The following is a 25,026-nucleotide window of genomic DNA, read 5'->3' as shown; positions in this document are numbered from 1 at the left end:
ATTTTGAAAACAATGTTAAAAGCAGCAGGACTTAGCCTCGCCATTCTAGGCACATCTTTTTTTGCCAATGCAGCAGAAGCAGCGCAAAAAGTAGGTTATGTGAATACTGCACAAATTTTCCAGGCTCTCCCGCAACGTGAAGCAGTTCTTCAAAAGCTTCAGGCAGAGTTTAAAGACCAAAATGCTGAGCTTCAGGCTTTAGAAGCAAAGATCAAGACCAAGGTTGAACAAGGTCGTCGTGATGGCGAGCTGCTTGGTGAAGACGGGGTGCGCAAGCTTCAGATTGAGATTGGTCAGCTTCAGGCTGAGTACAAAATCAAAGCGCAGTCACTAGAGCAGACTGGTCAGAAACGTGAAGCGCAAGAAAGACAAAAATTGCTTAAGCTTATTCAAGACACAGTAGCAAAAGTAGCTGAGAAAGAAGGTTTTGACGTAGTTATTGACGCGACATCTTTGCAATACGCGAAACCTGAGCTAAACCTGTCTAAAAAAGTAATAGAACAACTTAAATAAGCTATGACAACATTAACCCTTGCAGAAGTTGCGAACATTGCAGGTGGTGAGCTCCACGGAGACGACGCGGTAGTCGTCTCTGAATTTGCTGCCATGGAAAAGGCTGGTAAAGGTCAGCTGACTTTCCTTTCTAACCCTAAATTCAAAAAGAATCTGGAATCTTGCCAGGCGGATGCTGTGCTTGTCAGAGAACCTGATCTGGATGCGTGTCATGGCAACGCGATTGTCGTTGATGACCCTTATGTCGCCTACGCTCGTGTTGCGCAGGCTCTGGACACAACACCAGCACCAGCGGAGGGCATTGCGAGCTCCGCGGTGATCGATGCTTCTGCGACTCTCGGTAAAAACGTTTCAATTGGTGCGAATGCCGTTATTGAATCCGGTGCCATTCTGGGTGATAACGTGGTTATCGGCGCAGGTTGCTTTGTTGGTAAACAATCGCAGATTGGAGCAAGTACCAAGCTATGGTCTAACGTCAGTGTTTATCATGGTGTGACTATTGGTGAAAGTTGTCTGATTCAGTCAAACGCCGTGATTGGTTCAGATGGCTTTGGTAATGCGAACGAAAAAGGCGAGTGGGTAAAAATCCCTCAGGTTGGTGGTGTTCGTATTGGCAATCGAGTAGAGATCGGAGCATGCACCACTATTGACCGTGGTACACTGGACGATACGGTTATTGAAGATAACGTTGTTCTCGATAACCAAATTCAGATAGCGCACAATGTTCACATTGGCTACGGAACTGCAATGGCAGGCGCCGTCATCGTTGCAGGAAGCACACACATTGGCAAATATTGTCAGTTTGGCGGTGGCGCGGTAGTCAATGGACACATCACAATTACCGACCAGGTTTTTGTTACTGGTATGGCGATGGTTATGAGAGACATCGAAGAAAAAGGTGTTTACTCCTCCGGTGTGCCAGTGCAACCAAACAAAGAATGGCGTAAAATGGTGCCACGTGTACACAAGATTGCAGAGCTAGACAGAAGACTCAAATCTGTTGAGAAAGAACTCAAATCCTGACACGAAGCGTTTAACTTTAAGCCTGCGACTATGCAGGCTTTCATTCGTTTGCTAACGAATAGAATTTAAAAAATTATAGGAATATGACTTTGACTACTGAAAAGAAAACGATGGATATCACGGAGATTCAAACACTTCTTCCACATCGCTACCCTTTCTTGATGATTGATCGTGTTACTGACTACGAAGAAGGCAAGCGCCTTGTCGGTCTGAAAAATGTGTCAGTGAACGAACCTCAATTTACAGGTCATTTCCCACAACTTCCGGTTTTCCCTGGCGTACTGATCCTTGAAGCTATGGCGCAGGCAACAGGTTTATTGGCGTTCAAAACCTTTGGCGCACCTGCTGAAAACGAGCTTTACTACTTTGCAAGTGTCGATGGCGCTAAGTTCCGTGCCCCCGTTATGCCAGGCGATCAGTTGATAATTGAAGTCGAATTTTTGAAAGAGCGCCGTGGTATCGCAGCGTTCAACGGTACAGCAACAGTAGACGGCAAGGTAGTGTGTTCTGCTGAACTAAAATGTGCTCGTCGAGAGTTTTAATATGATTCATGAATCTGTTTCCATCCACCCAAGTGCCGTAATCGAAGGCAATGTTCGCATTGGTGCTGGTACAACGGTTGGACCTTTTACGTACATTTCTGGCGATATTGAGATCGGAGAAAACAACGAGATCATGTCTCATGTTGTGATCAAAGGTCCTACTGTTATCGGCAATGAAAACAGAATTTTCCCTTACGCCATTGTGGGCGAAGAGTGCCAGGATAAGAAATACAGTGGTGAAGACACGCGTCTTATCGTCGGTGACCGCAATGTCATTCGCGAAAGTGTTCAAATGCATCGTGGTACGGTACAGGACAAAGGGGAAACCCGAGTCGGTAGTGACAACCTTTTCTGTGTTAATGCTCACATCGCTCACGATTGTGTGGTTGGCGATAACGTGATTCTTGGCAATAACGCGACGCTAGCAGGTCACGTAACAGTTGAAGACTATGTCATTCTGACTGCGTTGTCTCCAGTACATCAGTTCTGTACGTTAGGGGCACACTGCTTTGTCGGTGGTGGTTCAATTGTGGTTCAAGACGTGCCGCCATTTGTCATGGCACAAGGTAACCACTGCAAGCCGTTTGGCATCAACATCGAAGGTTTGAAACGTCGTGGTTTTGAAAAGAAAGAAATCCACGCGATTCGCCGAGCTTATAAAGCCTTATACCGTAACGGTCTCACTCTCGAAGAAGCCAAAACAGAGATTGCGAAAGAAGCCGATGAATACGCGGTGGTTCAGCAGTTCCTGGACTTCTTAGGTAATACTCAGCGTGGCATCATTCGCTAAGCTTTGTACTCCATTTTATTGATTGAAAAGATCGCTGATTTCAGCGATCTTTTTGTATTTTCAACACATTGAAATTCAACATTGAGGTTGGTGATGAGCTTAAATGAAGCGCCATTGAGAGTAGGAATTGTTGCAGGTGAATTATCAGGTGACACTTTAGGCGCTGGGCTAATGCAAGCCATCAAGCAACAATACCCAAATGCCGAATTTGTTGGTATTGGTGGCCCGAAAATGAATGCGCTAGGCTGCGAATCTCTGTTTGAAATGGAAGAGCTGGCTGTCATGGGGCTGGTGGAAGTGCTTGGGCGTTTGCCTCGCTTACTGAAAGTCAAAGCTGAACTGGTGAAGCACTTTATCCAAAATCCACCAGACGTATTTGTAGGTATTGATGCGCCTGACTTCAACCTCCGTCTTGAGCTGAGTTTGAAAAATGCAGGTATCAAAACCGTTCATTATGTCAGCCCATCAGTATGGGCATGGCGCCCTAAGCGAATATTCAAAATCGACAAAGCAACGGATTTGGTGCTGGCATTTCTACCCTTTGAGAAAGCTTTCTATGACAAGTACAACGTCGCCTGTGAATTTGTTGGTCATACACTTGCCGATTCCATTCCTCTTGAACCTAATAAAGCAGAAGCTCGTGAGCTTCTGAATCTTGAACAGGGCAAAAAGTGGCTTGCCGTTCTTCCTGGTAGCCGAGGCGGTGAAGTAGGCTTGATTGCGGAACCTTTTATCGAGACCTGTAAGCGACTAAATCAGAAGTACCCTGATGTGGGATTTGTTGTTGCTGCGGTAAACGAAAAGCGTCGCGACCAGTTTGAACAAATCTGGAAGGAACAAGCACCTGAGCTCGATTTCACTATTGTTCAGGATACCGCAAGAAACGTCATTACCGCGTCAGATGCCGTGCTTTTGGCGTCAGGTACAGTAACTCTGGAGTGCATGCTTTTAAAGCGTCCCATGGTGGTTGGCTATAAGGTAAATCGTTTGACAGGCTGGATTGTGCAAAAACTGGCGATTACCGAGTTTGTATCTCTCCCAAACATTCTGGCGGGTAAAGAATTGGTTAAAGAATTTATCCTGGACGAATGCCACTCCGATTTTCTTTACCCTGAAATTGAAAAAGCCCTGTTTGGAGACAATCAGGTGTTAATCGAAGAATTTACCGAAATGCATCACTGGATTAAGAAAGATGCCGATAAGCAGGCAGCAAAAGCTGTTTTGAATTTAATCGGAAAGTAACAATAAGAATCTGTTATGGCAAAAAAAGAGCAAAAAGAATTCCCTCCTTTTGAATACCCAGAAGGTTACCAGTTGTTTGCTGGTGTGGATGAAGTAGGGCGCGGACCTTTGGTTGGAGATGTAGTGACAGCAGCGGTCATATTGGACCCCGCTAACCCAATCGAAGGGCTGACGGATTCAAAAAAACTGTCAGAAAAAAAGCGCCTCGCATTGTTTCCAGAGATCCAGGAAAAAGCACTGGCGTGGGCAGTAGGGCGCTGCTCGCCAGACGAAATTGATGAACTGAATATACTTCAGGCAACCATGGTCGCCATGCAGCGTGCGATTGCCGGGCTGAAAATCCAGCCAGATTTTGCTCTGATTGACGGTAACCGTGTTCCGAAACTGCCTATGGCAGGGCAAGCGGTAGTTAAAGGCGATCTTAGAGTGGCTGAAATCAGTGCCGCCTCCATTATTGCCAAAGTTGTGCGAGATGCGGAAATGGACGAACTGGACAAAAAGCATCCGGAGTTTGGTTTTGCCAACCATAAAGGTTATCCGACCAAGGCACACTTCGAAGCAATTGAAAAACATGGTGTGATATCTGAGCACCGAAAAAGTTTTAAGCCTGTAAAACGCGCACTTGGGATCGAGTAGCTTCTCTTGCCACTGGATTTAAGTATCATAGAACGTCATTAGGTCGCGAGACCCTAGAAGAATTAACCATACATTCAGGATCACTTTGATGTCTGACCCGAAATTTATACACCTACGCGTTCACAGTGACTTTTCAATGGTCGACGGGCTGTCAAAAGTCCCACCTATCGTAAAGAAAGTCGCTGAATACGGCATGCCAGCGATGGCACTGACCGATTTCACCAACTTATGTGGTTTGGTGAAGTTCTACAATACGGCGCATGGCTGTGGGGTAAAACCCATTATCGGAGCAGACTTTACGATGCAGTCGGAAGAGTTTGGCGACGAATTGACTAAGCTCACCGTATTGGCATCGGACAATACCGGTTATAAAAACCTTACCTTGCTCATTTCTGAAGCCTATCAACGAGGACATGTTCAGCATCAGCCTGTTATCGATAAATCGTGGTTAGCCCAGTACAGCGAGGGATTGATCATCTTATCCGGTGGTCGTGTAGGTGAAGTAGGGCGCGCGCTTCTCAAAGGCAATCAAGCCTTAGTGTCTGAATGTGTCGAGTTCTACAAAACTCATTTTCCAGATCGCTTTTATTTGGAACTGACCCGAACAGGTCGTGCCGATGAAGAAAGCTATCTGCACTTCGCACTAGAGCTGGCAGATAAAGCAGAATTGCCCGTCGTTGCAACCAACGACGTAGTCTTTATTACTGAAGATCAGTTCGATGCTCATGAAATCCGGGTTGCCATCCACGATGGTTTTACGCTTGAAGATCCCCGTCGACCAAAAAACTACAGCCCGCAGCAATATCTTCGCACTGAAGATGAAATGTGCGAGCTGTTTTCGGATATTCCAGAGGCATTGGAAAACAGTGTCGAGATTGCCAAGCGTTGTAACGTCACCGTGCGTCTGGGAGAGTACTTCCTCCCTAACTTCCCAACCGAAGGTCTGGCGATTGAAGATTTCCTGATCAAGAAATCCAAAGAAGGGCTTGAGCGACGACTCGCGTTCTTGTTTCCTGATGAAGAAGAGCGAGCGAAACGTCGCCCAGAGTACGATGAACGTTTAGATATTGAACTGGAAGTAGTTAACAACATGGGATTCCCAGGCTACTTCCTGATCGTAATGGAGTTCATCCAGTGGTCAAAAGATAACGATGTACCAGTAGGTCCCGGTCGTGGTTCTGGTGCAGGTTCACTGGTGGCGTATGCACTGGACATCACCGACCTTGATCCATTGGAATATGATCTGCTTTTCGAACGATTCCTAAACCCTGAACGTGTTTCCATGCCCGATTTCGATATCGATTTCTGTATGGATAAGCGAGATCAGGTTATCGATCACGTAGCCGAAATGTACGGGCGTGATGCGGTATCTCAGATCATCACCTTCGGTACTATGGCTGCAAAAGCGGTAATCCGAGACGTAGGTCGAGTGCTAGGGCACCCTTATGGCTTTGTTGACCGCATTTCAAAACTGGTACCGCCTGATCCGGGTATGACGCTAGAGAAAGCGTTTGCAGCCGAACCTCAGCTTCCTGAAATCTACGAAGCGGACGAAGAAGTCAAAGAGCTGATCGATATGTGCCGTGTGCTGGAAGGGTGTACACGAAACGCCGGTAAGCACGCGGGTGGTGTTGTAATCTCACCCACAACCATCACTGACTTTGCGCCTATTTACTGCGATGCAGAAGGTAATTTCCCGGTTACTCAGTTTGACAAGAACGATGTAGAAACTGCGGGCTTGGTAAAGTTTGACTTCCTGGGGCTACGTACATTAACCATCATTGACTGGGCGTTGGGTCTGATTAACCCACGCTTAGAAAAAGTTGGCAAAGAGAAGGTGCGCATTGAGTCCATTCCACTTGATGACCAAGCCTCTTTTAACCTGCTGCAAAACTCCGAAACGACTGCGGTATTCCAGCTTGAATCCCGAGGGATGAAGGAACTGATCAAACGCCTTCAACCGGACTGTTTTGAAGACATCATCGCACTGGTAGCCCTGTTCCGCCCTGGTCCACTTCAATCAGGCATGGTAGATAACTTTATCGACCGTAAGCACGGACGTGAAGCCATTTCCTACCCGGATGAAACTTGGCAGCATGAGTCGCTCAAAGATACGTTGGAGCCAACCTACGGCATCATTCTGTATCAGGAGCAGGTAATGCAAATTGCACAGATTCTAGCGGGTTATACGCTGGGTGGTGCAGATATGCTTCGTCGTGCGATGGGTAAGAAAAAGCCCGAAGAGATGGCAAAGCAGCGTGCCGTATTCGAAGAAGGTGCCGTGAAGAACGGCGTTGATGGCGAATTGGCAATGAAGATCTTTGACCTGGTAGAAAAGTTCGCAGGTTATGGCTTCAACAAATCTCACTCTGCTGCATACGCATTGGTTTCCTACCAAACGCTATGGCTTAAAACTCACTATCCGGCGGAATTCATGGCAGCGGTAATGACTGCTGATATGGATAACACCGAAAAGGTGGTTGGGCTGGTGGACGAATGTTTCCGCATGAAGCTTAAAGTGCTCCCACCAGATATCAACTCGGGTTTGTATCGCTTTAACGTGGATGATACCGGTGCCATTGTTTATGGTATCGGTGCCATTAAAGGTGTGGGTGAAGGTCCTATCGAGAACATCATTGCAGCACGTGAAGAAGGTGGATACTTCAAAGATCTTTTCGACTTCTGTGCGCGAATCGACCTTAAGAAAGTCAACAAAAGGGTTATCGAAAAACTCATCTACGCAGGTGCACTGGATCGCTTAGGTCCACACCGAGCTGCGATGATGGCGTCTCTTGACGACGCTGTAAAAGCGGCAAGTCAGCATCATCAGGCTGAATCATTTGGGCAGGTGGACATGTTTGGTGTTCTTACCGATGCTCCAGAGGACGTAGAGACAAAATACACCCAAGTTCCAGCATGGCCGGAAAAAGTATGGCTGGAAGGGGAGCGTGAAACACTCGGGCTCTATTTGACCGGGCACCCAATAAATACCTACATCAAGGAACTTGGTAAGTACACCAGTTGTCGATTAAAAGACGCCCAGCCAACAAGGCGAGATCAATCCGTCACAGTGGCGGGTTTAGTGATTGCTGCCAGAGTGATGACTACCAAGCGTGGTACTCGCATCGGCATTATGACACTGGATGACCGTTCCGGGCGTATGGAAGTGATGTTGTTCTCAGATGCGCTCGAAAGATATGCAGAACTGCTTGAAAAAGATAAAATTTTGGTGGTTTCTGGACAGGTCAGCTTTGATGACTTCAATGGTGGCCTTAAAATGTCCGCGCGCGAGGTCATGGATCTCGGAAATGCGCGTGAAAAATACGCTCGTGGTTTGTCCGTTTCTATACAAGAACAACAAATTGATGAACATTTCTTTGAGCGCTTCAATCAAATATTGGAGCCTCATCGAGCGGGAACAGTGCCAGTTAATGTATATTATCAGCGCAGCGATGCGCGGGCGCGAATAACACTGGGCGCCGAATGGCGAGTAACGCCAACCGATACATTACTTGACGATTTAAAGCAGCTACTTGGCCAGGGCCAGGTAGAACTCGAATTTAACTAATTCAGTTGTCAAACAGATGACAGCTGACCAACAAGGATTCATAGATGAGCCTGAATTTTCTTGAATTTGAAAAGCCTATCGCTGAACTGGAAGCAAAAATTGAAGCATTGCGCGACGTTTCTCGTCACGGCGGGGATGCTTCTGTTGATCTGGATAAAGAGATCAAACAGCTTGAAGACAAAAGCCTGGAACTGAAAAAGAAAATCTTCAGTGATCTGGGGGCATGGCAGGTGGCTCAGCTTGCAAGACACCCACAGCGTCCATACACGTTGGACTACGTTGAACACGTATTTACAGAGTTTGATGAACTGGCCGGTGACCGCACTTATGCCGACGACAAAGCAATTGTTGGCGGTATTGCGCGTCTTGAAGGTCGCCCGGTGATGATCATCGGTCATCAGAAAGGTCGCGAGACGAAAGAAAAAGTGATTCGTAACTTTGGTATGCCAAAGCCAGAAGGTTACCGCAAGGCGCTTCGCTTAATGGAAACGGCTGAGCGTTTCAACATGCCAATCATTACGTTTATCGACACGGCAGGTGCATATCCGGGTGTTGGTGCTGAAGAGCGCGGTCAGTCTGAAGCAATCGCAAAAAACCTGAAAGTGATGTCTGGTCTTAAAGTGCCAGTTATCTGTAACGTTGTCGGCGAAGGCGGTTCAGGTGGTGCACTGGCGATTGGTGTGGGTGACTACGTGAACATGCTTCAATACTCAACTTACTCGGTGATTTCACCAGAGGGCTGTGCTTCTATCCTGTGGCGTGACTCTGATAAAGCACCACAAGCAGCAGAGGCGATGGGTTTGATTGCTCCTCGTCTTAAAGAGCTGAAGTTGATCGATGAAATCATCGATGAGCCTCTGGGTGGCGCACACCGCGACAAGATTCAAATGGCAGAAAACATGAAAGCAACACTGGTTCGTCAGTTAGAAGAACTGGAACAGCTTGACCATGAAACTCTGCTTGAGCGCCGTTTCCAGCGCCTGATGAGCTACGGTTACTGCTAAGCGAGTCATTTAGATATAGAATAAAGCGAGCATTTAGCTCGCTTTTTTATTTTGGAATTCCCGTGCTAGAAACCGAATTTAACCGCCAAATTCATCAACATACTCAACCACCAGGAAAGGTCGTACTGGCTTTGAGTGGTGGGCTGGACTCCAGAGTTCTTTTAGAACTGTTGGCAAGGTTCAAGAGAGACAACCCCAACTGTGATGTCAAAGCGGTCTATGTCCACCATGGTTTGAGTGCCAATGCTGACCAATGGGAAAGCAACTGTATAGAGTGGTGTGCGCAGTCTCAAGTGCCCTTTTCATGTGAACGTGTTTCCTTAGATACTCAAAGTTCTGAAAGCCTTGAAGAGCTTGCCCGAGACGCTCGTTATCAGGTACTAGAAAAGCACCTAAATGAAGGCGGTGTTCTACTAACAGGGCAGCACTTGAGCGACCAAAGCGAAACCTTTCTCTTAGCCCTGAAAAGAGGCAGCGGTCCGAAAGGGTTAGCAAGTATGGCGCAATCGGCTCCGTTTGGGCGCGGAACACTTTTACGACCTCTGTTCAATGTGTCCCGTCATTCCATCGAGCGTTTTGCTCTAGATAACAAGCTCGAATGGAATCACGATGAAAGCAACGACGACACTCAATTTGACCGTAATTTTCTCCGCCATAAAGTCATTCCACTACTCACTGAACGCTGGTCTGGTTTTGAAAAAGCGGTCCAGCGGAGTGCGACCTTGTGCGCCGAACAACAACGTTTGCTGGAAGAACTTCTTGAAAGTAAGTTGAATGAAGCGATAACGAAAGACGTGGGAATTTCCATTCCATATCTGGCTGAGCAAAGCCACCTTGCGCGGGCTCAACTTATCCGGATGTGGCTTGAGCGACAGAACGCAAAGATGCCATCGCGCAAGCAGCTTCAGCTTGTCTGGGATGAGGTTGCATGCAGTCAGAGAGATGCCAATCCCAATCTGAAGCTGTCGTCTGGTGAAGTTCGCAGGCATGATGACAAACTGTATTTGGTGTCACCTCAGAGAGATCTCTCCGACTGGTCACACATTCTCGACGTCAACCAATCTCTCATCTTGCCTGATGGGCTTGGCCATTTGACTTTAAAGAACACCGACCTGAATCCTCAAGGCTTACTTTTACGGGCGCCATTACAAAGCGAAAAGGTCACTGTGCATTTCTGTCCTCAGGGGCTCAGCGCTAAGCCTGTTGGAAGGAATGGAAGTCGCAAGCTTAAGAAGCTGTTTCAGGAATACGGAGTGCCTAGCTGGAAGCGTAGGCAGATGCCCATTGTGATGTATAACGACCACATTGCAGCCGTTGCCGATCTATTTGTTACACAAAGGTTTTGTGCTCCAGATTGTGAGCTCATTTGGGTTCACTAATCCAAATTTGTGCCACAATCGTAGAAAAATAAAACCCTAATAACAACATGGTGAAGCAATGAAAAATGTAGCAATAGGTTGCGCGCTTAGCGCCGCAATCCTGAGCGGTGGTGCCTACGCCGCTGGAGATGTAAATGCAGGCAAAGCGAAAGCTGCGGTTTGTGCAGCGTGTCACGGTGCTGATGGCATTGCCCTTATCGACGGTTATCCGAATTTGAAAGGACAAAACGAGAAATACATTGTCACTTCTTTGAAAGCGTATAAGGCGAATCAGCGCACCGGCGGTTTGGCTGCCGTAATGTCCGCTCAGGCAATGGCGCTCAGTGATCAGGATATGGAAAACCTAGCTGCTTACTATTCGAGCTTGAAGTGAAACTCGACATTATTAATGTGATCTTATGCCCAGTCTTGAATTCAGGACTGGGCATTTTCATTCTTATTAATAAAAGAAAAGGTATAACTGATAAGAAGGAGTAAAGCAGAGGTATTGTTCTGCAATCCTATTGTAAGGGGCTCAATTCAGTCTAAACTTTGAATTGGGATGGTATCAAACTAAATGGATATTAAAGGTTACTATCGAACGACAATAACGGACAACAAGGAGTGTTGCCATGAATTTAGATTCGTCACACCGTAAGCGCTTTTCATCTGAACGCATTGTTGCGCTTATTCTCATCGGCTATCTAGCTTTCCACTCACCGATATTGATTCAAGCTCTTTCCCAAACTGTACTTAAACTGATCCCTGCAACGATTATGGCTCTGACTTACATCAGTGGTTTACTGGCTGTTGCGGGTCTTTGGCGTCAAAGAACCTGGGGGTATTTGCCAGTTTTATTCTTTATTCCGGCGCTTACTTTGTTTTCTGGCGTATTGTCTTTTGACGGGAATGGAATACTTTTCAAAGACTTCATTCTAATGATGGCGAACATTGGTGTATTTCTGTTTGCAGCATGGGGATTAATGCAAAAAATGAATGCCGCTTGATTCGATTACGCAGTTTTAGCTGGCGTATCTTGATGTTACCTAGCGATGCAGTAATAATATCTGCAAACGAATACGTGAAGGGAAGACAATGAAAAAAATTGAAGCAATCATCAAGCCGTTCAAATTGGATGATGTACGTGAAGCGCTTGCAGAAGTTGGGATTACAGGTATGACTGTGTCTGAAGTAAAAGGCTTCGGTCGTCAGAAAGGTCATACAGAACTGTATCGCGGTGCAGAGTACATGGTCGATTTCCTACCTAAGGTAAAGCTTGAGATTGTTGTTTCGGAAGATGTTGCTGACCAGTGTGTGGATACTATTATTGAAACCGCTCAAACAGGTAAAATCGGCGACGGAAAAATCTTCATCACGGATGTTGAGCGTGTAGTACGTATTCGTACTGGAGAAGAAGACGAAGACGCGATTTAAAGTTATCGTCTCGTTTAAGAATAAAGAAATGGAGCCTCGGCTCCATTTTTGTTGGAGTCAGAGATGAAAAAAACGGTATTAGGTGCTGGATTGGTTGCGGCATTCATCATGGTTGCCCATTGGTCTCTGTTTTCTGTTCCTGAAAAGCCTGTGCTGATTTCACTTGATTCTGCTATTCAGAGAACAGATGAAGTTTGCTACCAAACGGAATCGCCTGAACCGATAGACCAGAACGGTTCACTCAATCTGTTAGTCTGGAACATCTATAAACAAAACCGTGATAGCTGGTCTGAAGAACTCAGTGCTTTATCTGAAAGTGCTCAGCTGGTCATGCTTCAGGAAGTTAGCTTGAATCCTACCTTTCTAGATTGGTTGACGGAACATTCGTGGGCAAGCAATCAAGTCAGTGCCTTTAAGCTTTTTGAAACCAGCGCTGGTGTTCTTAATCTGGCTCCTCATTTCCCCTTGCAGGCTTGTGCTTACACTCAGATTGAACCTTGGTTAAGATTACCCAAGTCCGCGATTTACGCGACTTATGCGCTTTCTAACGGTCAGACTTTGGCGACAGTGAACATTCACGCAGTTAACTTCACCATTGGAACCAAAGAGTTCGAGGCACAAATAGACGCGCTCAAGTCTGCCGTGGAGTCGCATCAGGGACCAATCATCATTGCGGGGGATTTTAATACCTGGAGTGAAGAACGAACTCAGGAATTGAAAAAGCGTGTGGAATTGCTTGGATTGAAAGAAGCCCGTTTCTCCCCAGATCAGAGGACTGAGTTTGTGACCGGATGGCCTCTGGATCATGTTTTTTATCGAGATTTGAATTTCAAAAGTGCAGAGGCACCGCTATCCGGTGCCTCTGATCATAGCCCTATGTGGGTGGAGTTTTCACTAGTTAAATAGTGCGAGACCCACAAGCATTGAATAAAACAGTAACCAGGGCAGGATGGCGATAGCCAGCGCTTGTCCTTTTTCGAACTCAGTCCACGCGCCTAATGCAGCGTAGCCAAGCACAATGTACCAGGGAAGCAGCAAAGGGAAGGAACTGGTAAAGAAATACCAACTATGATCGGGTGAAAGTTTGATTAACCCGTTCAGGCTATTCAGATCCGCTGCGTAACTGACAATCTGCCCATGATTCACTAGCAGGCTAATGTAGCTGGCTAAATCGCCCAGCACGGCAGGAAACAGCATCACACAGCTTGCCGCGACCCATTTCCAGTAACCCATCTTATATTGGCTTTGCTTCGTTGCGAGCGTAAACCAGAACCCCAGCAATAAAACCGCAAAGGTACGCCCTGTCACATCCAGAATCACTTCGCCAGCCAGCAAGGTATTGCTGTTAATGAGTGCTTGCTGGTCTTCTGGAATCTTCATAGTGGCGATCAATTGTGATTTAAGCCACTCAAAATCGACCACATCAAAGTATGCCCCCCAAAACAGGAAAGGGCTAATCAACAATACGATGAAGGGCTGCCAGCCCCAGATGCCTTTTTGGTACAGGGCAGCAAAACATTGTGTTGGAGAACGGAAAATGTCCACCAACATGACCAATGAGTTTTTAGAAGGGGTCATGCACTTACCTTAGTCACGTCAACATACAACTTTAATTTCTGACCTGGTTGTAGGTATTTTGATTTATTCAAATCGTTCCACTTAACAATATCGCCTGTTTTCACTTTGAACTTAGAAGCGATACCGCTGATGGTGTCACCTGAACGCACTTTATAGAACACAGGACGAATGATAGCGCCGTCCGAAGAGTCTTTCCAAATAACCAGCTTTTGCCCGATTCGCAAGGTATCGCGTGGTCCCATGCCATTCCATTTTGCGAGCGACTTGTGAGAGACCTTATGCTTCTTGGCAATAGACCACAGGCTGTCCCCCGATGCTACAGTATGGTTAAGCTTGTATTTTCCACGGGTACGGGACTGAGTTTTAGCCAGGCGATTATCAGCGCTCAGAGCGTAAATGCTGTCATCTTTGGTTGATGTAGGGATCATCAGGTTTTGACCAACCCAAATGCTGGTGCTTTTTAGCTCGTTGGCAGCCTGAATCACCTTAGTGGTGGTATTGTATTTTTTCGCTAGTACGCTCAAGGTGTCACCGGATTTCACCTGATGGCGAACCAGCTTCATGCCATTCCCACGGTTTTCCATTACACGCTTATTAAACTGTTCCACCTTTTCCAGAGGGAGTAAAAGGTGATGTGGACCATCTGGGGCTGTCGCCCACTGATTGTAAGCCGGGTTGTAGCTCTGCAGCTCTGAAACGCTTAAACCTGCGTACTTTGCGGCAATCGCCAGATCTAACTGTTCTTTCGGGTTAACTTGCGCAAGAACAGGCTGGTTAGCAATTGCTGGAATATTGATGCCATATTTCTCTTGGTTAGCAACGATATCCGCCAGAGCTAATAGTTTAGGTACGTAGCCACTGGTTTCCTTTGGCAGAGACAAAGAGAAAAAGTCGATAGGCTTGTTGGCTTTCTTGTTCTTACGAATCGCACTGGAAACGCGTCCACCGCCGCTGTTATAGGCTGCGATGGCATGGTTCCAGTTACCATCAAAACGTCGGTTCAGGCTTTCCAGATAATCGAGAGCGGCATCCGTTGAGGCAGTAACATCGCGTCTGCCGTCGTACCAGTAGTTCTGTTCCAGACCGAACATCTTTCCGGTGCCAGGAACGAATTGCCAGAGACCTGCGGCACTGCCATGAGAATAGGCAAATGGGTCAAATGAACTTTCGACGACAGGAAGTAGTGCGAGCTCCAGAGGCAAGCCACGTTTTTCAATCTTTTCAGTAATTAAGAAGAGGAAAGGCTCGGCACGTTTCGCAACTGTCTGTAAATGGCGCGGGTGTTTTAAATACCAGGTACGATAGTAGTCTACTTTCTTGTGATCTGGGATTGGCATCTCAAGCTGCATCGCAATACGCTGCCAAACATCAAGCTGACTTTGAGGCGTCACTTCCGGAATTTCTTTGACCGTTTTTGTGTCCGTTGATTGGGTTTTTGACGGTTTTGAAGGGGTCGTAACCTGAGTGTTTTTCTGGTTAGTTTCCGGTTGTGTTTTATTGGGTGTTTCCGACGACGTTAACTGACACCCTGTCAGAAATAACGCCAACACCCAACTGTGCTTTAGTCTCATTGATGCAGCCTTTTAATTAAATGGCTGCTGATAATACTTGTCTCCCTATCCAGGTGACAAGCATCAAATCGTTAAAATTCGTTCTTCCACTCACGAAGGGCAGAAAACACTGCAAGCGGTGACCTATCCTGAGTGCGGTGAGAGACGGCTTTGATCACACTTTCTTCCTGACAACGGAGGAACGGGTTAATCCATTTCTCTTGTCTTAATGTGGTCGGAATAGTGGGTTGGTTTTGGGCGCGAAGGCGATTAACTTCGTCGCGATACTCTTGCAATTGAGGATTGTCTGGTTCGACTGCCAGAGCAAAAGCCACATTTGATGACGTGTATTCATGGGCGCAGTAAACCTCCGTTTCCTGAGCCAATGCGGATAGTTTGTTAAGGGATTCAAACATTTGAGTAAATGTCCCTTCAAACACCCTGCCGCAGCCTGCTGCGAACAGAACGTCGCCACAAAACACTTTGCCATCGCCGACATAGCCAATATGACCTAAAGTATGACCAGGCAGCGATAAAACAAGGAAGGTTTCACCGAAGAGCTCTATCTGGTCACCATCGTCTACCGGAGTAGTAAGGGTAGGGATAGGTTCGCTCGAAGGTCCGACTACTTTGCAGTCTGGGAAGGCGCGGATCAGGTCTGAAACACCACCAATATGGTCATTATGATGATGGGTAATCAGAATCGCTTCCAACTGCAATCCATGTGATTGGATATACTCCATAACGGGAGCAGCATCACCCGGATCGACAACGGCACAACGCTGATCGCTATTTTGAATGAGCCAGATGTAATTGTCGTTGAATGCAGGTATGCTTTTGATGGTTAACATATTTGGAACTCCAGTCCCCAGATATTTAGACGGATTATTATGAAGCCAGCTCGTACATCACGCAAACTTGAACAGCCACATTCTTGGGAACAACTCAAAAATGGTCAGTGGGTCTCTGAATCTATCCAAATGCGACTGGATGAATGGTGTCCGAAACTGTTTGGTTATCATATGCTCAAATTGGGTGGGCTGAGTTGCGAGCTGAGCAGCACCAACTGCAATATTCAGCATCAGGTCTTACTGGATATTGAAAACCCACTGCACAACGTGATTGCTGATGCCTACGACCTCCCTTTCTTGGAAAAAAGTTTCGATGCGGTGTTGATGGCGCATCAGCTCGACTACTGTAATGACCCGCATCGTCTGTTAAGAGAAATTGACCGTGTGATGATTGATGACGGGTATTTGATTGTCACAGGTTTTAATCCCATTAGCGCAATCGGGCTTTCAAGCCTTATGCCCTGGCGTAAAAATAACCTTCCCTGGAGTGGAAGAATGTTCACGCCGAATCGAATTCGTGACTGGTTAGGTGTCTTAAATTATCAGGTCGTGCATTCAGACAGTTATGCGCTATTACCATTCGGGAAATACCGCACATTATGGACCTGGATGGAAAATTCGATGGGAGACTGGGTTAGCCCGTTAGGCAGTTTGTACTTCATTGTTGCGCGAAAACGCACTTACCCACTGAAACCGATCAAACCCCATTGGCGACTGAAGAGAAACCTGTCGCCAATTGGAGTGAATTATAGAGTGTCTTCGGATAGCCAGGATTAGCTTGGCTGGTAACCGGTATCTTCTTCGGTAGGCGCTTCTGCCGCCGTCCGTGCGAGTTCGTCGCAGATTTCGTTCTCTCTGTGTCCTGCGTGCCCTTTTACCCAGTGCCATTCAATTTCATGGCGTTCAGTCTCCTTGTCCAACGCTTGCCATAAATCAGCGTTTTTCACCGGCTTTTTATCTGCGGTTTTCCAGCCACGTTTTTTCCAGTTATGGATCCACTGAGTAATGCCTTGTCTTACGTATTGGCTGTCGGTGGTCAAAATGACGTGGCAAGGTTCTTTCAGTGTACTCAGGGCGACAACAGCTGCCATCATTTCCATTCGGTTATTGGTTGTCAGCTGGTAGCCTTTAGACAGGTACTTCTCGTTTTCTTTGTACCTGAGTACGATTCCGTATCCCCCCGGACCTGGATTGCCTAGGCAGGAACCGTCCGTGAAAACTTCAACTTGTTTCGCCATGATTTGATACTATTGGTTGTTATTGCGAATTGAACATAGTCTGACACATATCTTTATGAATACCAGCAACAATTCTGCGCACCAGCGAATCGTGGTGCTCGATACCGAAACCACAGGTATGAACCGGGAAAGCGGTCCTCACTATTTAGATCACCGTATCATCGAAATCGGTGCGGTAGAAATCGTCAACCGAAAGCTGACCGGTAAGCATTTCCATGTGTACTTGAAGCCTGACCGTGAAATTCAGCCAGACGCAATTCTGGTTCATGGTATTACCGACGAATTTCTGGTCGACAAACCAGAGTATCGGGACGTCCACAAAGAGTTTCTTGAGTTTATCGACGGTGCAGAACTCGTCGCGCACAACGCGCCCTTCGACGTCGGTTTCATGGACTATGAATTCGAGAAGCTGGATTCCTCCATTGGCAAGACGGAGCAGTACTGCAAGGTAACCGATACCCTTGCCATGGCGAAGAAAATCTTCCCGGGCAAGCGAAATAACCTTGATGTGTTGTGTGAACGCTACGGCATTGATAACTCTCACCGAACGCTTCACGGGGCATTGCTCGATGCCGAAATTCTGGCAGATGTTTATCTATTAATGACAGGTGGGCAAACCACACTAAAATTTAATAGTGATGAGCAGGGTGACGGCGGTACTGGCGAAGCGATTAAGCGTGTTGCTTCAGGCAGAAAGTCCCTTAAAGTTATTCGTGCTTCTGCCGATGAAATAGAAGCGCATGGTGCGCGACTGGATATTGTTGAAAAAGCGGGCGCTTGCCTCTGGCGTCAATAGGAGAGTGTATGTGGCGGATTTTGATTCCATTATTGATGTTGTTTGCAGCCACCGCTGTAGGCAGTGAAGAATCGGAATCCTCCATTCGGTTGTTAGATAACCGTTTCCGCGTAGACCCAACCATTTCTCAAGCCTCCTTTGTTATTTATCGGAAAAAGAACAGCCAGTCGGTTGTCTTGATCCGACCAGACGGCAGCAAGTATTACGCCTGGAATCATCCGGAAAATGTTCGCTGGTACGAAGAGTCTGGTATGGACATCATTTCCATCGACAACCCGATGCCGGGTCCATGGCAGGCGGTTGGCAAGGTGCATCCACAGAACAACATCAAAATTCTTTCTAATCTTCAGTTAAGTGTGGATCGTTTTCCTCAGCGTCTTTACCTTGGCGAAAGTCTTAAGTTTACCGCCCGATTGCAACATGATGAGAAACCCTTGGTTCTCAGAGATTTTTTGGATCGGGTGAATCTAAAAGTTACTTTCACTAAATATGTCGAAAACGAAGAAACACTCAGTGCCGACGCTAAACCCAAGCCTCAGGTAATGGGAGATTTTGAAGACAACGGGCAGGGGCTGGACGAATACCCTGCGGACGGTGTTTTCACAGTCGAACTTCCCATCCAGATTGAACCCGGAAAATATCGAGCACGAATTACATCTGGAAATGGGGTTTTCCTAAGAACCATTGAACAGACGATATTGGTCTACCCAACACCGATTTCGACTCAGTTTATTCAGGCGCGAAGTGAAAAACTGGAGCACTCCATCAATGTGACGGGTGAAGAAGGGGCAATTGAGCCTGGATCGGTTGCCGTTACGATTCATCAGACATCTCCTGAAGGAAAGGAAATGGTCACTCAGGGTCAGTCTGAACAAGATGGCGTTAAGGCAAACTTCGGACTGCCAAACAATGCCATGCCCGGAAAACATACTTGGGCAGGCATCGCATACGCAACGGAAACTGCCACTGGTCGAGAGTTAATTTTCCCATTGGCAGAACAGTCTTTCAGTGTCGTGGAAAAAGTTGATGTTGAGGCTTCTATGGAAGCTTACAAGAAAGAGCAAGAAGAAAAGCGGATGCTTGAAGAACAGGCGATGCGTGAAAAAGAGCGTGAAGACGAGCGTTTTAAAGGGATGATGATCATTCTGATTGGTAACTTGATCGCCATTATTCTGGGTATTGTTATCTGGTTTGTGCTTCGCAAGGTTCGAATGCAAAGAGCGCAAATTCCTGAGATGCAGCTCTCCATGCCACCGAAGAGTTAATCTAAATAACTTGTTCCCGGCATAAATAAAAAGTTAACCAACAAATTAAAAAAGGGTCTGACCGCATGGTCAGACCCTTTTAACTTTCAATGTTTCCGAAAATCAATATTACCGATAAAACGGGTTGGCTTAGTCGGTCAGTTTCAGGTTGCGAATTTCGAAACCGTCACTGTTTTGATCGTACCCAGACTGATAAGACGGGATCTTGTGAGTGCGATCGACGAAGCGGATAGCGCGTAGCTTACAGCTGTCGTACTTGTCATCATTAAACGTCTTGTTGATCTTATGTGCTGTGATCAACAGGTTGTCTGGGAATGTGGTTTCCAGAGTTTCCCAGTTCAGCACAGTTTCATCATCTTGTTCACAAGCCAGTAGTACCTTGATTAAACCTTGTTCTGCATAGCGCTGGTAATCCCAGTTATTGCCTGTGAATTCTTCAAGAGACAACGTCTTATCCTGAATGTCACAACCAGCATAGACACCGTTGTAAGCCAGGTTCAGAGTTGAGTAACCACTTTTACCTACAGAGTAATAGTTTTTGTGGTGGAAGATGTTTTGTGGGTCGTAACGGAAAGGTTCGTTTTCTAAACGGAATCCTGCTTTGTTTACCACAAAGTTACCCAAAGCAGAATCAATGCTCAGGTCACAAGACTCAGGTACTGGGGTAGGTGCGCCAGTGGATGTTAAACACTCTTTCTGAAGGTCCAGATCATCCGGGTGGAACATCTGACACGCCACTTCAAACGGGTTCGCTTTGGTTTCGTCTGACACCACTTTAGTGACCAAAATACCGTAAGAGTCTGGGTGACCAGTATCTTTTAGCGAAATAGGGGTAAAGAAACGATCCGCCGTGAAGGTGATCTTAGCCGCTTTAAACCCTTCGTTCTGAGCTTCACTTGAGGCATAAAGCTTACCAAAGCTTACGTTACCGCCAGCACTAAAGTTACTGGTCAGTTTGATTCTGTCGCCTTTACGAGCGATAAAATCGTTGGTGAATGCCCAGTGAGTTGTGCCGTTGGCGATTGCACCAGTGGCTGGATCGTAAGTGTTAGAAACACGGATTTGATAAACGCGACCCGCCTGACCTGTTGTCAGGTTGTACACGTTTTGGAAAGCGCGGGAGTGAATGTAAGCGCCTTTGTTGAAAGCACCAAATGCCACCGCCAAACGCTGTTTGGTCGGGTCAAGAGACTGCGAACCTACAACATTGTTCGAACCATTGTTGTCTTCAAGCAGATTGTCATCGTCTTCTACTGAAACCGAGAATGAATCCGAAGGCAGGGTAAAGGTGTAACCCACTGGGCTGCCGTTCTGACCAATACCCGTATCAGACATGTTGAACACCTGAGTCAGAGTGTAAACATCGTCTAGTCCGTTAACAGTCGGAAGAATTGGCAGATATGAAGTGTGGCTATCGTGCTCGATTTCAGGAATACCAGAAACAGTCACGCTCTCAATATCACCCGCCGTTGTGGCAACCAGCTCACGATAAGCCTGATCTGGGTTGATGCTGGTGCTGTAGTTACGTTTTTGGTAATCCACGTCCAGTTCGTAGGTCGCACCAGGAACGGTTGGCAAGAAGCTTTCGATGATCACAGTTGAAGCCTGGCGACCAGAGAAGTTCAGTGGGTAGCTGGTTCCATCAACGTAAATCGATGTGCCACGCTGACAGTGGTAGTTGCCCGAATCCAGCTCAGACGTATGTCCAGCAGCAAAGTGTCTGCCATAGGTACGGTGTGTACCTACTTCGAGTCTTGCCGGGCAGTAGTCTTCAACGAGCTCACGAATTTTGCCGACGCCGATGCTGGTTTTCAACGTTTCAAAACTTTCATCACTCAACAGTTTGCGCAGAGTACGCTCTGTCCATTTCACCTGGAACAGGATCTCACGACCTTCTACAAACGTTTTCTTGTCGTCTTCAGTAACAGGCTGACCATTGTTATCGAATTCGACAAGACCCCATGAACCGCGGTCATACTGATCAGTAAAGTCGTTGAAGTCTTGAATCAGCTGTTTATTAGTAGGAATGGTCGCGCGAGACAAAACGCGCATAGAGCGCGGGTGTGAAAAATCAAGATAACGTCCGTTGTAAGCTCGAACGTTCTTCATATCTTCATTATTGGTGTCTTTTGTAAACACGGCCAGACGGTTGTAAGACAGGTTGTCCCAGTCACTCAGCATAACAGCTAAGCCTTCAGGGGCAATCACATCAACCTGATGACCACGAATGTAGTAAGGCAGTGAGTATCCAGAGCGTTGACCGGCTTTAAGACAGTACTCTGCACCAGTCTGACGGCTAACGATACATGCTTCGTCTGGTTTAGCTGTGCTCACTACTCGCATAGAACGTGGGTTTGAGAAGTCGAGGTACTGCCCGTTACGGGCTAAAACGTGTTCCATCGCTTCATTGTGAGTATGGCGTTCAAAAACGGCTAAACGGTTGTATGAAAGGTTATCCCAGTCACTCAGCATTACACCCAGTCCTTCTGGTGCAATAACGTCAACGTCGTGACCACGAATATAAGATGGCAATGAATAACCAGAGCGTTGCCCGGCTTGCAGGCAGTATTTAGCACCCGTATCGCGGCTTACGATACATGCTTTTGCAGGCTCTTGTGCCGATGATGTTGTTGCTTGGACTGGCGCTTGAACGCCCAAACCAAGTACAACGGCAGATAGCACTAATGGAGTTCTTAGCATTATTCTCTTCCCTCTGAGAGCTAATGAATTAAATAAACAACTTTCGCTTTAACTACTGATTTAAAATAAGTCTTCGCTTATTTAGAATTCACTTTTTTATTTGTTTGAGAGTAAGAACGTCCCGCATCCTAAATATTAAAAGGAAGTGAATATAAGCTCAGAATAATTAAATTGTTATTCATCACCATTATTTTGAGGCTGACTTTAAACTCAAATACGCCGTAGGTGATGTAAATTTTTGTCGAGGGGATTGTGGATTGTTTGGAGGAAGATCTCTATTGCTCTTTTGTATTAATTTTGAGACTGATAGTTTATGTCTCAAGTTTGAGAGAATTTTTGGAGTCACCTAAGTGCATGTTTAAATAAGTATTAGGAACACAGGTAGTGCTCCTAATACTTAGCTTGCCTGTTTAAGGCTACGCAACTTCATTCATTTTTGAGTGAATTTCGTGTTGAGCTGCTAAAGCGTTAAAGTCAAAATCGTCCACATTGATGGTTTCTAATCTAAGCTTTTCAGCAAGTACTAATAAATCGGCTTCTTCGCGAGAAATAATATTATTCTCAATGCCAATTTCAGCCACCTTATTTAATTGCATGAACGGCTTTTTCTGACCGATGGACTTACAGATTTTATTAAAAACAGGCTCAGCTTGAAGAATGGTTTCTAATGCGAATTCCAATTTTCCAGCTGGATTGTTTTCGGTGGGTAACAGATATTGATTGCGTCCGATGCGTGAGCGAGTTTCACTTGGCTCCTGTAACAATGCAGCAACCTTGTGGTCCAGATTGTCCGAAGGTGATTTTCGTACACGTCCAAATGGCAAAATTACCAGGCGCAACATTCGTCCAACCCAAGGGCTAGGGAAGTTCGCCAAGAACTCGTCAATAGCGGTTTCCGTCTGAATCAAGGCATCTTGCATACCCCAGTCGAGTAGCGGAAGATCTTCGGCCTTTCTTCCCTCTGTTTCAAATCGCTTTAGTGTTGCACTGGCAAGATAAAGCTGACTCAGAATGTCTCCAAGCCTCGCACTCAAACGCTCTTTACGCTTGAGCGAACCGCCTAAAACTGCCATGGACACATCAGATAGAAGCGCCATGTTAGCACTGTAGCGATTGAGCTGCTGGTAGTACCGACGTGTCTTGTCGCTCGTTGGGCTTTCAGATCCCCAACCATCCGTTAAGCCAAGCCATAAACTGCGGGCAAAGTTACTCATCGTGAAGCCGATATGCCCCATCAGCGCTTTATCAAACTGGTCCAGAGCATCTGATTTGTCAGAGTGTGCCGCGTTCATTTCCTGAAGTACAAATGGATGACAACGGATTGCACCCTGACCGTAAATGATCATCGAACGCGTCAGTATGTTCGCCCCTTCGACGGTTACCGCAATAGGTGCCCCCTGATAGCCGCGGGCAAGGAAGTTGGAAGGGCCCATGCAAATGCCTTTACCGCCTACGATGTCCATAGCGTCAATGATGCTTTTCTGCCCACGATGAGTACAGTGGTATTTCACGATGGCAGAAATCACTGAGGGTTTTTCACCCATATCGATACCTGCTACGGTCAGGGCACTTGCAGCATCCATCACGTACGCATTTCCGCCTAGACGTGCCAATGGCTCTTCGATGCCTTCCATGTGACCAATAGGCTGTTTAAACTGACGACGAATACGAGCGTATGCGCCAGTCGCCAAGGCAGCCGTTTTAATACCGCCCGTTGAGTTAGAAGGAAGAGTAATTCCGCGACCAACGCTCAGGCATTCAACCAGCATACGCCAGCCTTGTCCTGCCATTTTTGGTCCGCCGATAATGAAGTCCATTGGAACAAACACATCTTGTCCTTTGGTAGGACCATTCTGGAACGGCACATTAAGAGGGAAGTGGCGACGACCAATTTCCACTCCGTCGATACCGGTTGGAATCAGGGCACAGGTAATACCCAGTTCTTCGGTATCACCCAGCAGACCTTCTGGGTCACGCAGTTTAAATGCCAGCCCCAGCACGGTCGCTACAGGAGCTAGGGTAATGTAGCGCTTGTTCCAGGTCAGGCGCATACCTAATACTTCTTTGCCTTCCCATTCCCCTTTACAAACAATGCCGTAATCAGGAATCGACCCTGCATCTGAACCGGCTTCTGGGCTCGTAAGGGCAAAACATGGGATCTCCTTACCTACAGCAAGACGAGGAAGATAATGGTTCTTTTGTTCTTCAGTCCCATAGTGTTGTAACAGTTCACCCGGACCCAATGAGTTTGGAACGCCTACTGTAGAGGAAAGTACACCGGATACGCCGGTCAGTTTTTGAAGTACTAAGGATTGAGCGTAGGCAGAAAATTCCAGACCGCCGTATTTTTTCTTGATGATCATGGCGAAGAATTTGTTGTCTTTCAGGTACTGCCAGACTTCAGGAGGGAGGTCCGCTAGTTCGTGTGTAACCTGAAAGTCACTGGTCATCTTACAGACTTCGTTAACTGGACCATCAAGAAATGCCTGTTCTTCGGCAGTTAATTTCGGAGTTGGGATGGATTGCAATTTTCGCCAGTCTGGTTTGCCTTTGAATAGTTCTGCTTCCCACCATACTGTACCTGCATCCAAAGCTTCCTTTTCCGTTTGAGACATAGCAGGAAGCACTTTCCTGAAAAACGTTAAGGCTTTAGCACTAAACAGTGACTGTCGGATGGCAGGAACGCCAATGACTGCACAAATCACGATGTAGATCAGCCAGGCTGTTCCTCCGGTAGCACCAAGCAATGTGGTTGCCAAGAGAGTGGCACCAACGAGTAAGAGAGATTGTATCAACGATGCCCGGTGATAGAGCACTAGCCCGACGACCAGTGCCAGAGCGATAGTAGAGAGCAAGATATCCATAATTATTATCCTTTTTAATGACAGTTTTCTGCCTTATTCAGGTAAGAGGTCATACCAGTTAATTTTGATTGTAA

At 46.6% G+C, this 25,026-nt stretch carries 22 protein-coding genes; 16 read left to right on the top strand and 6 right to left on the bottom strand.

Annotated elements, in window-relative coordinates:
- The first annotated feature begins 12 nt into the window (after positions 1-12).
- From INR79_RS13050 to INR79_RS12990, 13 genes are all read left to right on the top strand, one after another.
- Positions 13-513, top strand: coding sequence for an OmpH family outer membrane protein (locus INR79_RS13050; protein WP_022551281.1), 501 nt, complete (start codon positions 13-15; stop codon positions 511-513).
- A 3-nt stretch (positions 514-516) separates the two neighbouring features.
- Positions 517-1,536 carry a UDP-3-O-(3-hydroxymyristoyl)glucosamine N-acyltransferase gene (gene lpxD, locus INR79_RS13045; RefSeq protein ID WP_223094588.1) on the top strand — a complete coding sequence of 340 codons (1,020 nt, stop codon included), beginning with the start codon at positions 517-519 and terminating at the stop codon, positions 1,534-1,536.
- Between the two features lie 110 nt (positions 1,537-1,646).
- Positions 1,647-2,078 carry a 3-hydroxyacyl-ACP dehydratase FabZ gene (fabZ, locus tag INR79_RS13040; protein ID WP_173425408.1) on the top strand — a complete coding sequence of 144 codons (432 nt, stop codon included), beginning with the start codon at positions 1,647-1,649 and terminating at the stop codon, positions 2,076-2,078.
- Position 2,079: 1 nt separating this feature from the next.
- On the top strand, positions 2,080-2,868 hold the full coding sequence (gene lpxA / locus INR79_RS13035) for an acyl-ACP--UDP-N-acetylglucosamine O-acyltransferase (protein ID WP_004406919.1): 789 nt from the start codon (positions 2,080-2,082) through the stop codon (positions 2,866-2,868).
- 93 nt (positions 2,869-2,961) lie between these two features.
- Positions 2,962-4,110, top strand: a complete 1,149-nt coding sequence (gene lpxB, locus INR79_RS13030) for a lipid-A-disaccharide synthase (protein ID WP_223094586.1) — start codon at positions 2,962-2,964, stop codon at positions 4,108-4,110.
- A 15-nt stretch (positions 4,111-4,125) separates the two neighbouring features.
- Entirely contained in the window at positions 4,126-4,746 is a 621-nt protein-coding gene (rnhB, locus tag INR79_RS13025) for a ribonuclease HII (protein WP_223094584.1), read from the top strand.
- Positions 4,747-4,834: 88 nt separating this feature from the next.
- Positions 4,835-8,314: a DNA polymerase III subunit alpha gene (gene dnaE / locus INR79_RS13020; protein ID WP_223094582.1), complete on the top strand. Its 3,480-nt coding sequence runs from the start codon at positions 4,835-4,837 to the stop codon at positions 8,312-8,314.
- Between the two features lie 44 nt (positions 8,315-8,358).
- Positions 8,359-9,318: an acetyl-CoA carboxylase carboxyl transferase subunit alpha gene (accA, locus tag INR79_RS13015; protein WP_004406923.1), complete on the top strand. Its 960-nt coding sequence runs from the start codon at positions 8,359-8,361 to the stop codon at positions 9,316-9,318.
- Positions 9,319-9,374: 56 nt separating this feature from the next.
- A complete protein-coding gene (gene tilS, locus INR79_RS13010; RefSeq protein WP_223097017.1) occupies positions 9,375-10,697 on the top strand; it encodes a tRNA lysidine(34) synthetase TilS in 1,323 nt (440 codons plus the stop codon).
- Between the two features lie 58 nt (positions 10,698-10,755).
- Entirely contained in the window at positions 10,756-11,070 is a 315-nt protein-coding gene (locus INR79_RS13005; RefSeq protein ID WP_022589999.1) for a c-type cytochrome, read from the top strand.
- A gap of 238 nt (positions 11,071-11,308) precedes the next feature.
- Complete coding sequence (locus tag INR79_RS13000) at positions 11,309-11,683, top strand: hypothetical protein (RefSeq protein WP_004406928.1); 375 nt, start codon at positions 11,309-11,311, stop codon at positions 11,681-11,683.
- A gap of 88 nt (positions 11,684-11,771) precedes the next feature.
- On the top strand, positions 11,772-12,110 hold the full coding sequence (glnB, locus tag INR79_RS12995; RefSeq protein ID WP_004406929.1) for a nitrogen regulatory protein P-II: 339 nt from the start codon (positions 11,772-11,774) through the stop codon (positions 12,108-12,110).
- A gap of 63 nt (positions 12,111-12,173) precedes the next feature.
- Complete coding sequence (locus INR79_RS12990; RefSeq protein WP_223094580.1) at positions 12,174-13,016, top strand: endonuclease/exonuclease/phosphatase family protein; 843 nt, start codon at positions 12,174-12,176, stop codon at positions 13,014-13,016.
- On the opposite strand, the gene INR79_RS12985 is transcribed toward INR79_RS12990, so the two are convergent.
- From INR79_RS12985 to gloB, 3 genes are all read right to left on the bottom strand, one after another.
- On the bottom strand, positions 13,005-13,688 hold the full coding sequence (locus INR79_RS12985; RefSeq protein ID WP_223094578.1) for a YIP1 family protein: 684 nt from the start codon (positions 13,686-13,688) through the stop codon (positions 13,005-13,007). The genes INR79_RS12990 and INR79_RS12985 overlap by 12 nt on opposite strands.
- Positions 13,685-15,259: a LysM peptidoglycan-binding domain-containing protein gene (locus tag INR79_RS12980; RefSeq protein WP_022551272.1), complete on the bottom strand. Its 1,575-nt coding sequence runs from the start codon at positions 15,257-15,259 to the stop codon at positions 13,685-13,687. The genes INR79_RS12985 and INR79_RS12980 overlap by 4 nt, the downstream gene beginning before the upstream one ends.
- A 71-nt stretch (positions 15,260-15,330) precedes the next feature.
- The gene (gene gloB, locus INR79_RS12975; protein ID WP_223094576.1) at positions 15,331-16,089 is read right to left on the bottom strand and encodes a hydroxyacylglutathione hydrolase; all 759 of its coding nucleotides are present in this window, start codon (positions 16,087-16,089) and stop codon (positions 15,331-15,333) included.
- Positions 16,090-16,128: 39 nt separating this feature from the next.
- On the opposite strand from gloB, the gene INR79_RS12970 reads away from it, so the two are divergent.
- Positions 16,129-16,866, top strand: coding sequence for a class I SAM-dependent methyltransferase (locus tag INR79_RS12970; RefSeq protein ID WP_223094574.1), 738 nt, complete (start codon positions 16,129-16,131; stop codon positions 16,864-16,866).
- Here INR79_RS12970 and rnhA read toward each other — a convergent pair.
- Complete coding sequence (gene rnhA / locus INR79_RS12965; RefSeq protein WP_022551269.1) at positions 16,863-17,327, bottom strand: ribonuclease HI; 465 nt, start codon at positions 17,325-17,327, stop codon at positions 16,863-16,865. The genes INR79_RS12970 and rnhA overlap by 4 nt on opposite strands.
- A 55-nt stretch (positions 17,328-17,382) precedes the next feature.
- Between rnhA and dnaQ the strand changes: the two genes are divergently transcribed.
- On the top strand, positions 17,383-18,123 hold the full coding sequence (gene dnaQ / locus INR79_RS12960) for a DNA polymerase III subunit epsilon (protein WP_022551268.1): 741 nt from the start codon (positions 17,383-17,385) through the stop codon (positions 18,121-18,123).
- Positions 18,124-18,131: 8 nt separating this feature from the next.
- Entirely contained in the window at positions 18,132-19,388 is a 1,257-nt protein-coding gene (locus INR79_RS12955; protein WP_022551267.1) for a TIGR03503 family protein, read from the top strand.
- A gap of 129 nt (positions 19,389-19,517) precedes the next feature.
- Here the strand turns inward: INR79_RS12955 and INR79_RS12950 are convergent, their stop codons facing one another.
- Positions 19,518-22,088, bottom strand: a complete 2,571-nt coding sequence (locus tag INR79_RS12950) for a hemolysin (protein ID WP_223094572.1) — start codon at positions 22,086-22,088, stop codon at positions 19,518-19,520.
- A gap of 416 nt (positions 22,089-22,504) precedes the next feature.
- Positions 22,505-24,952: an acyl-CoA dehydrogenase FadE gene (gene fadE / locus INR79_RS12945; RefSeq protein WP_223094570.1), complete on the bottom strand. Its 2,448-nt coding sequence runs from the start codon at positions 24,950-24,952 to the stop codon at positions 22,505-22,507.
- Positions 24,953-25,026 lie beyond the last annotated feature (74 nt).

The organism is Vibrio sp. SCSIO 43132, from assembly GCF_019904195.1.
GTDB classification, from domain to species: Bacteria; Pseudomonadota; Gammaproteobacteria; order Enterobacterales; family Vibrionaceae; genus Vibrio; species Vibrio nigripulchritudo.
Note: the sequence above shows the minus strand (reverse complement) of the source record. Positions and strands in the feature narration are given on the sequence as shown.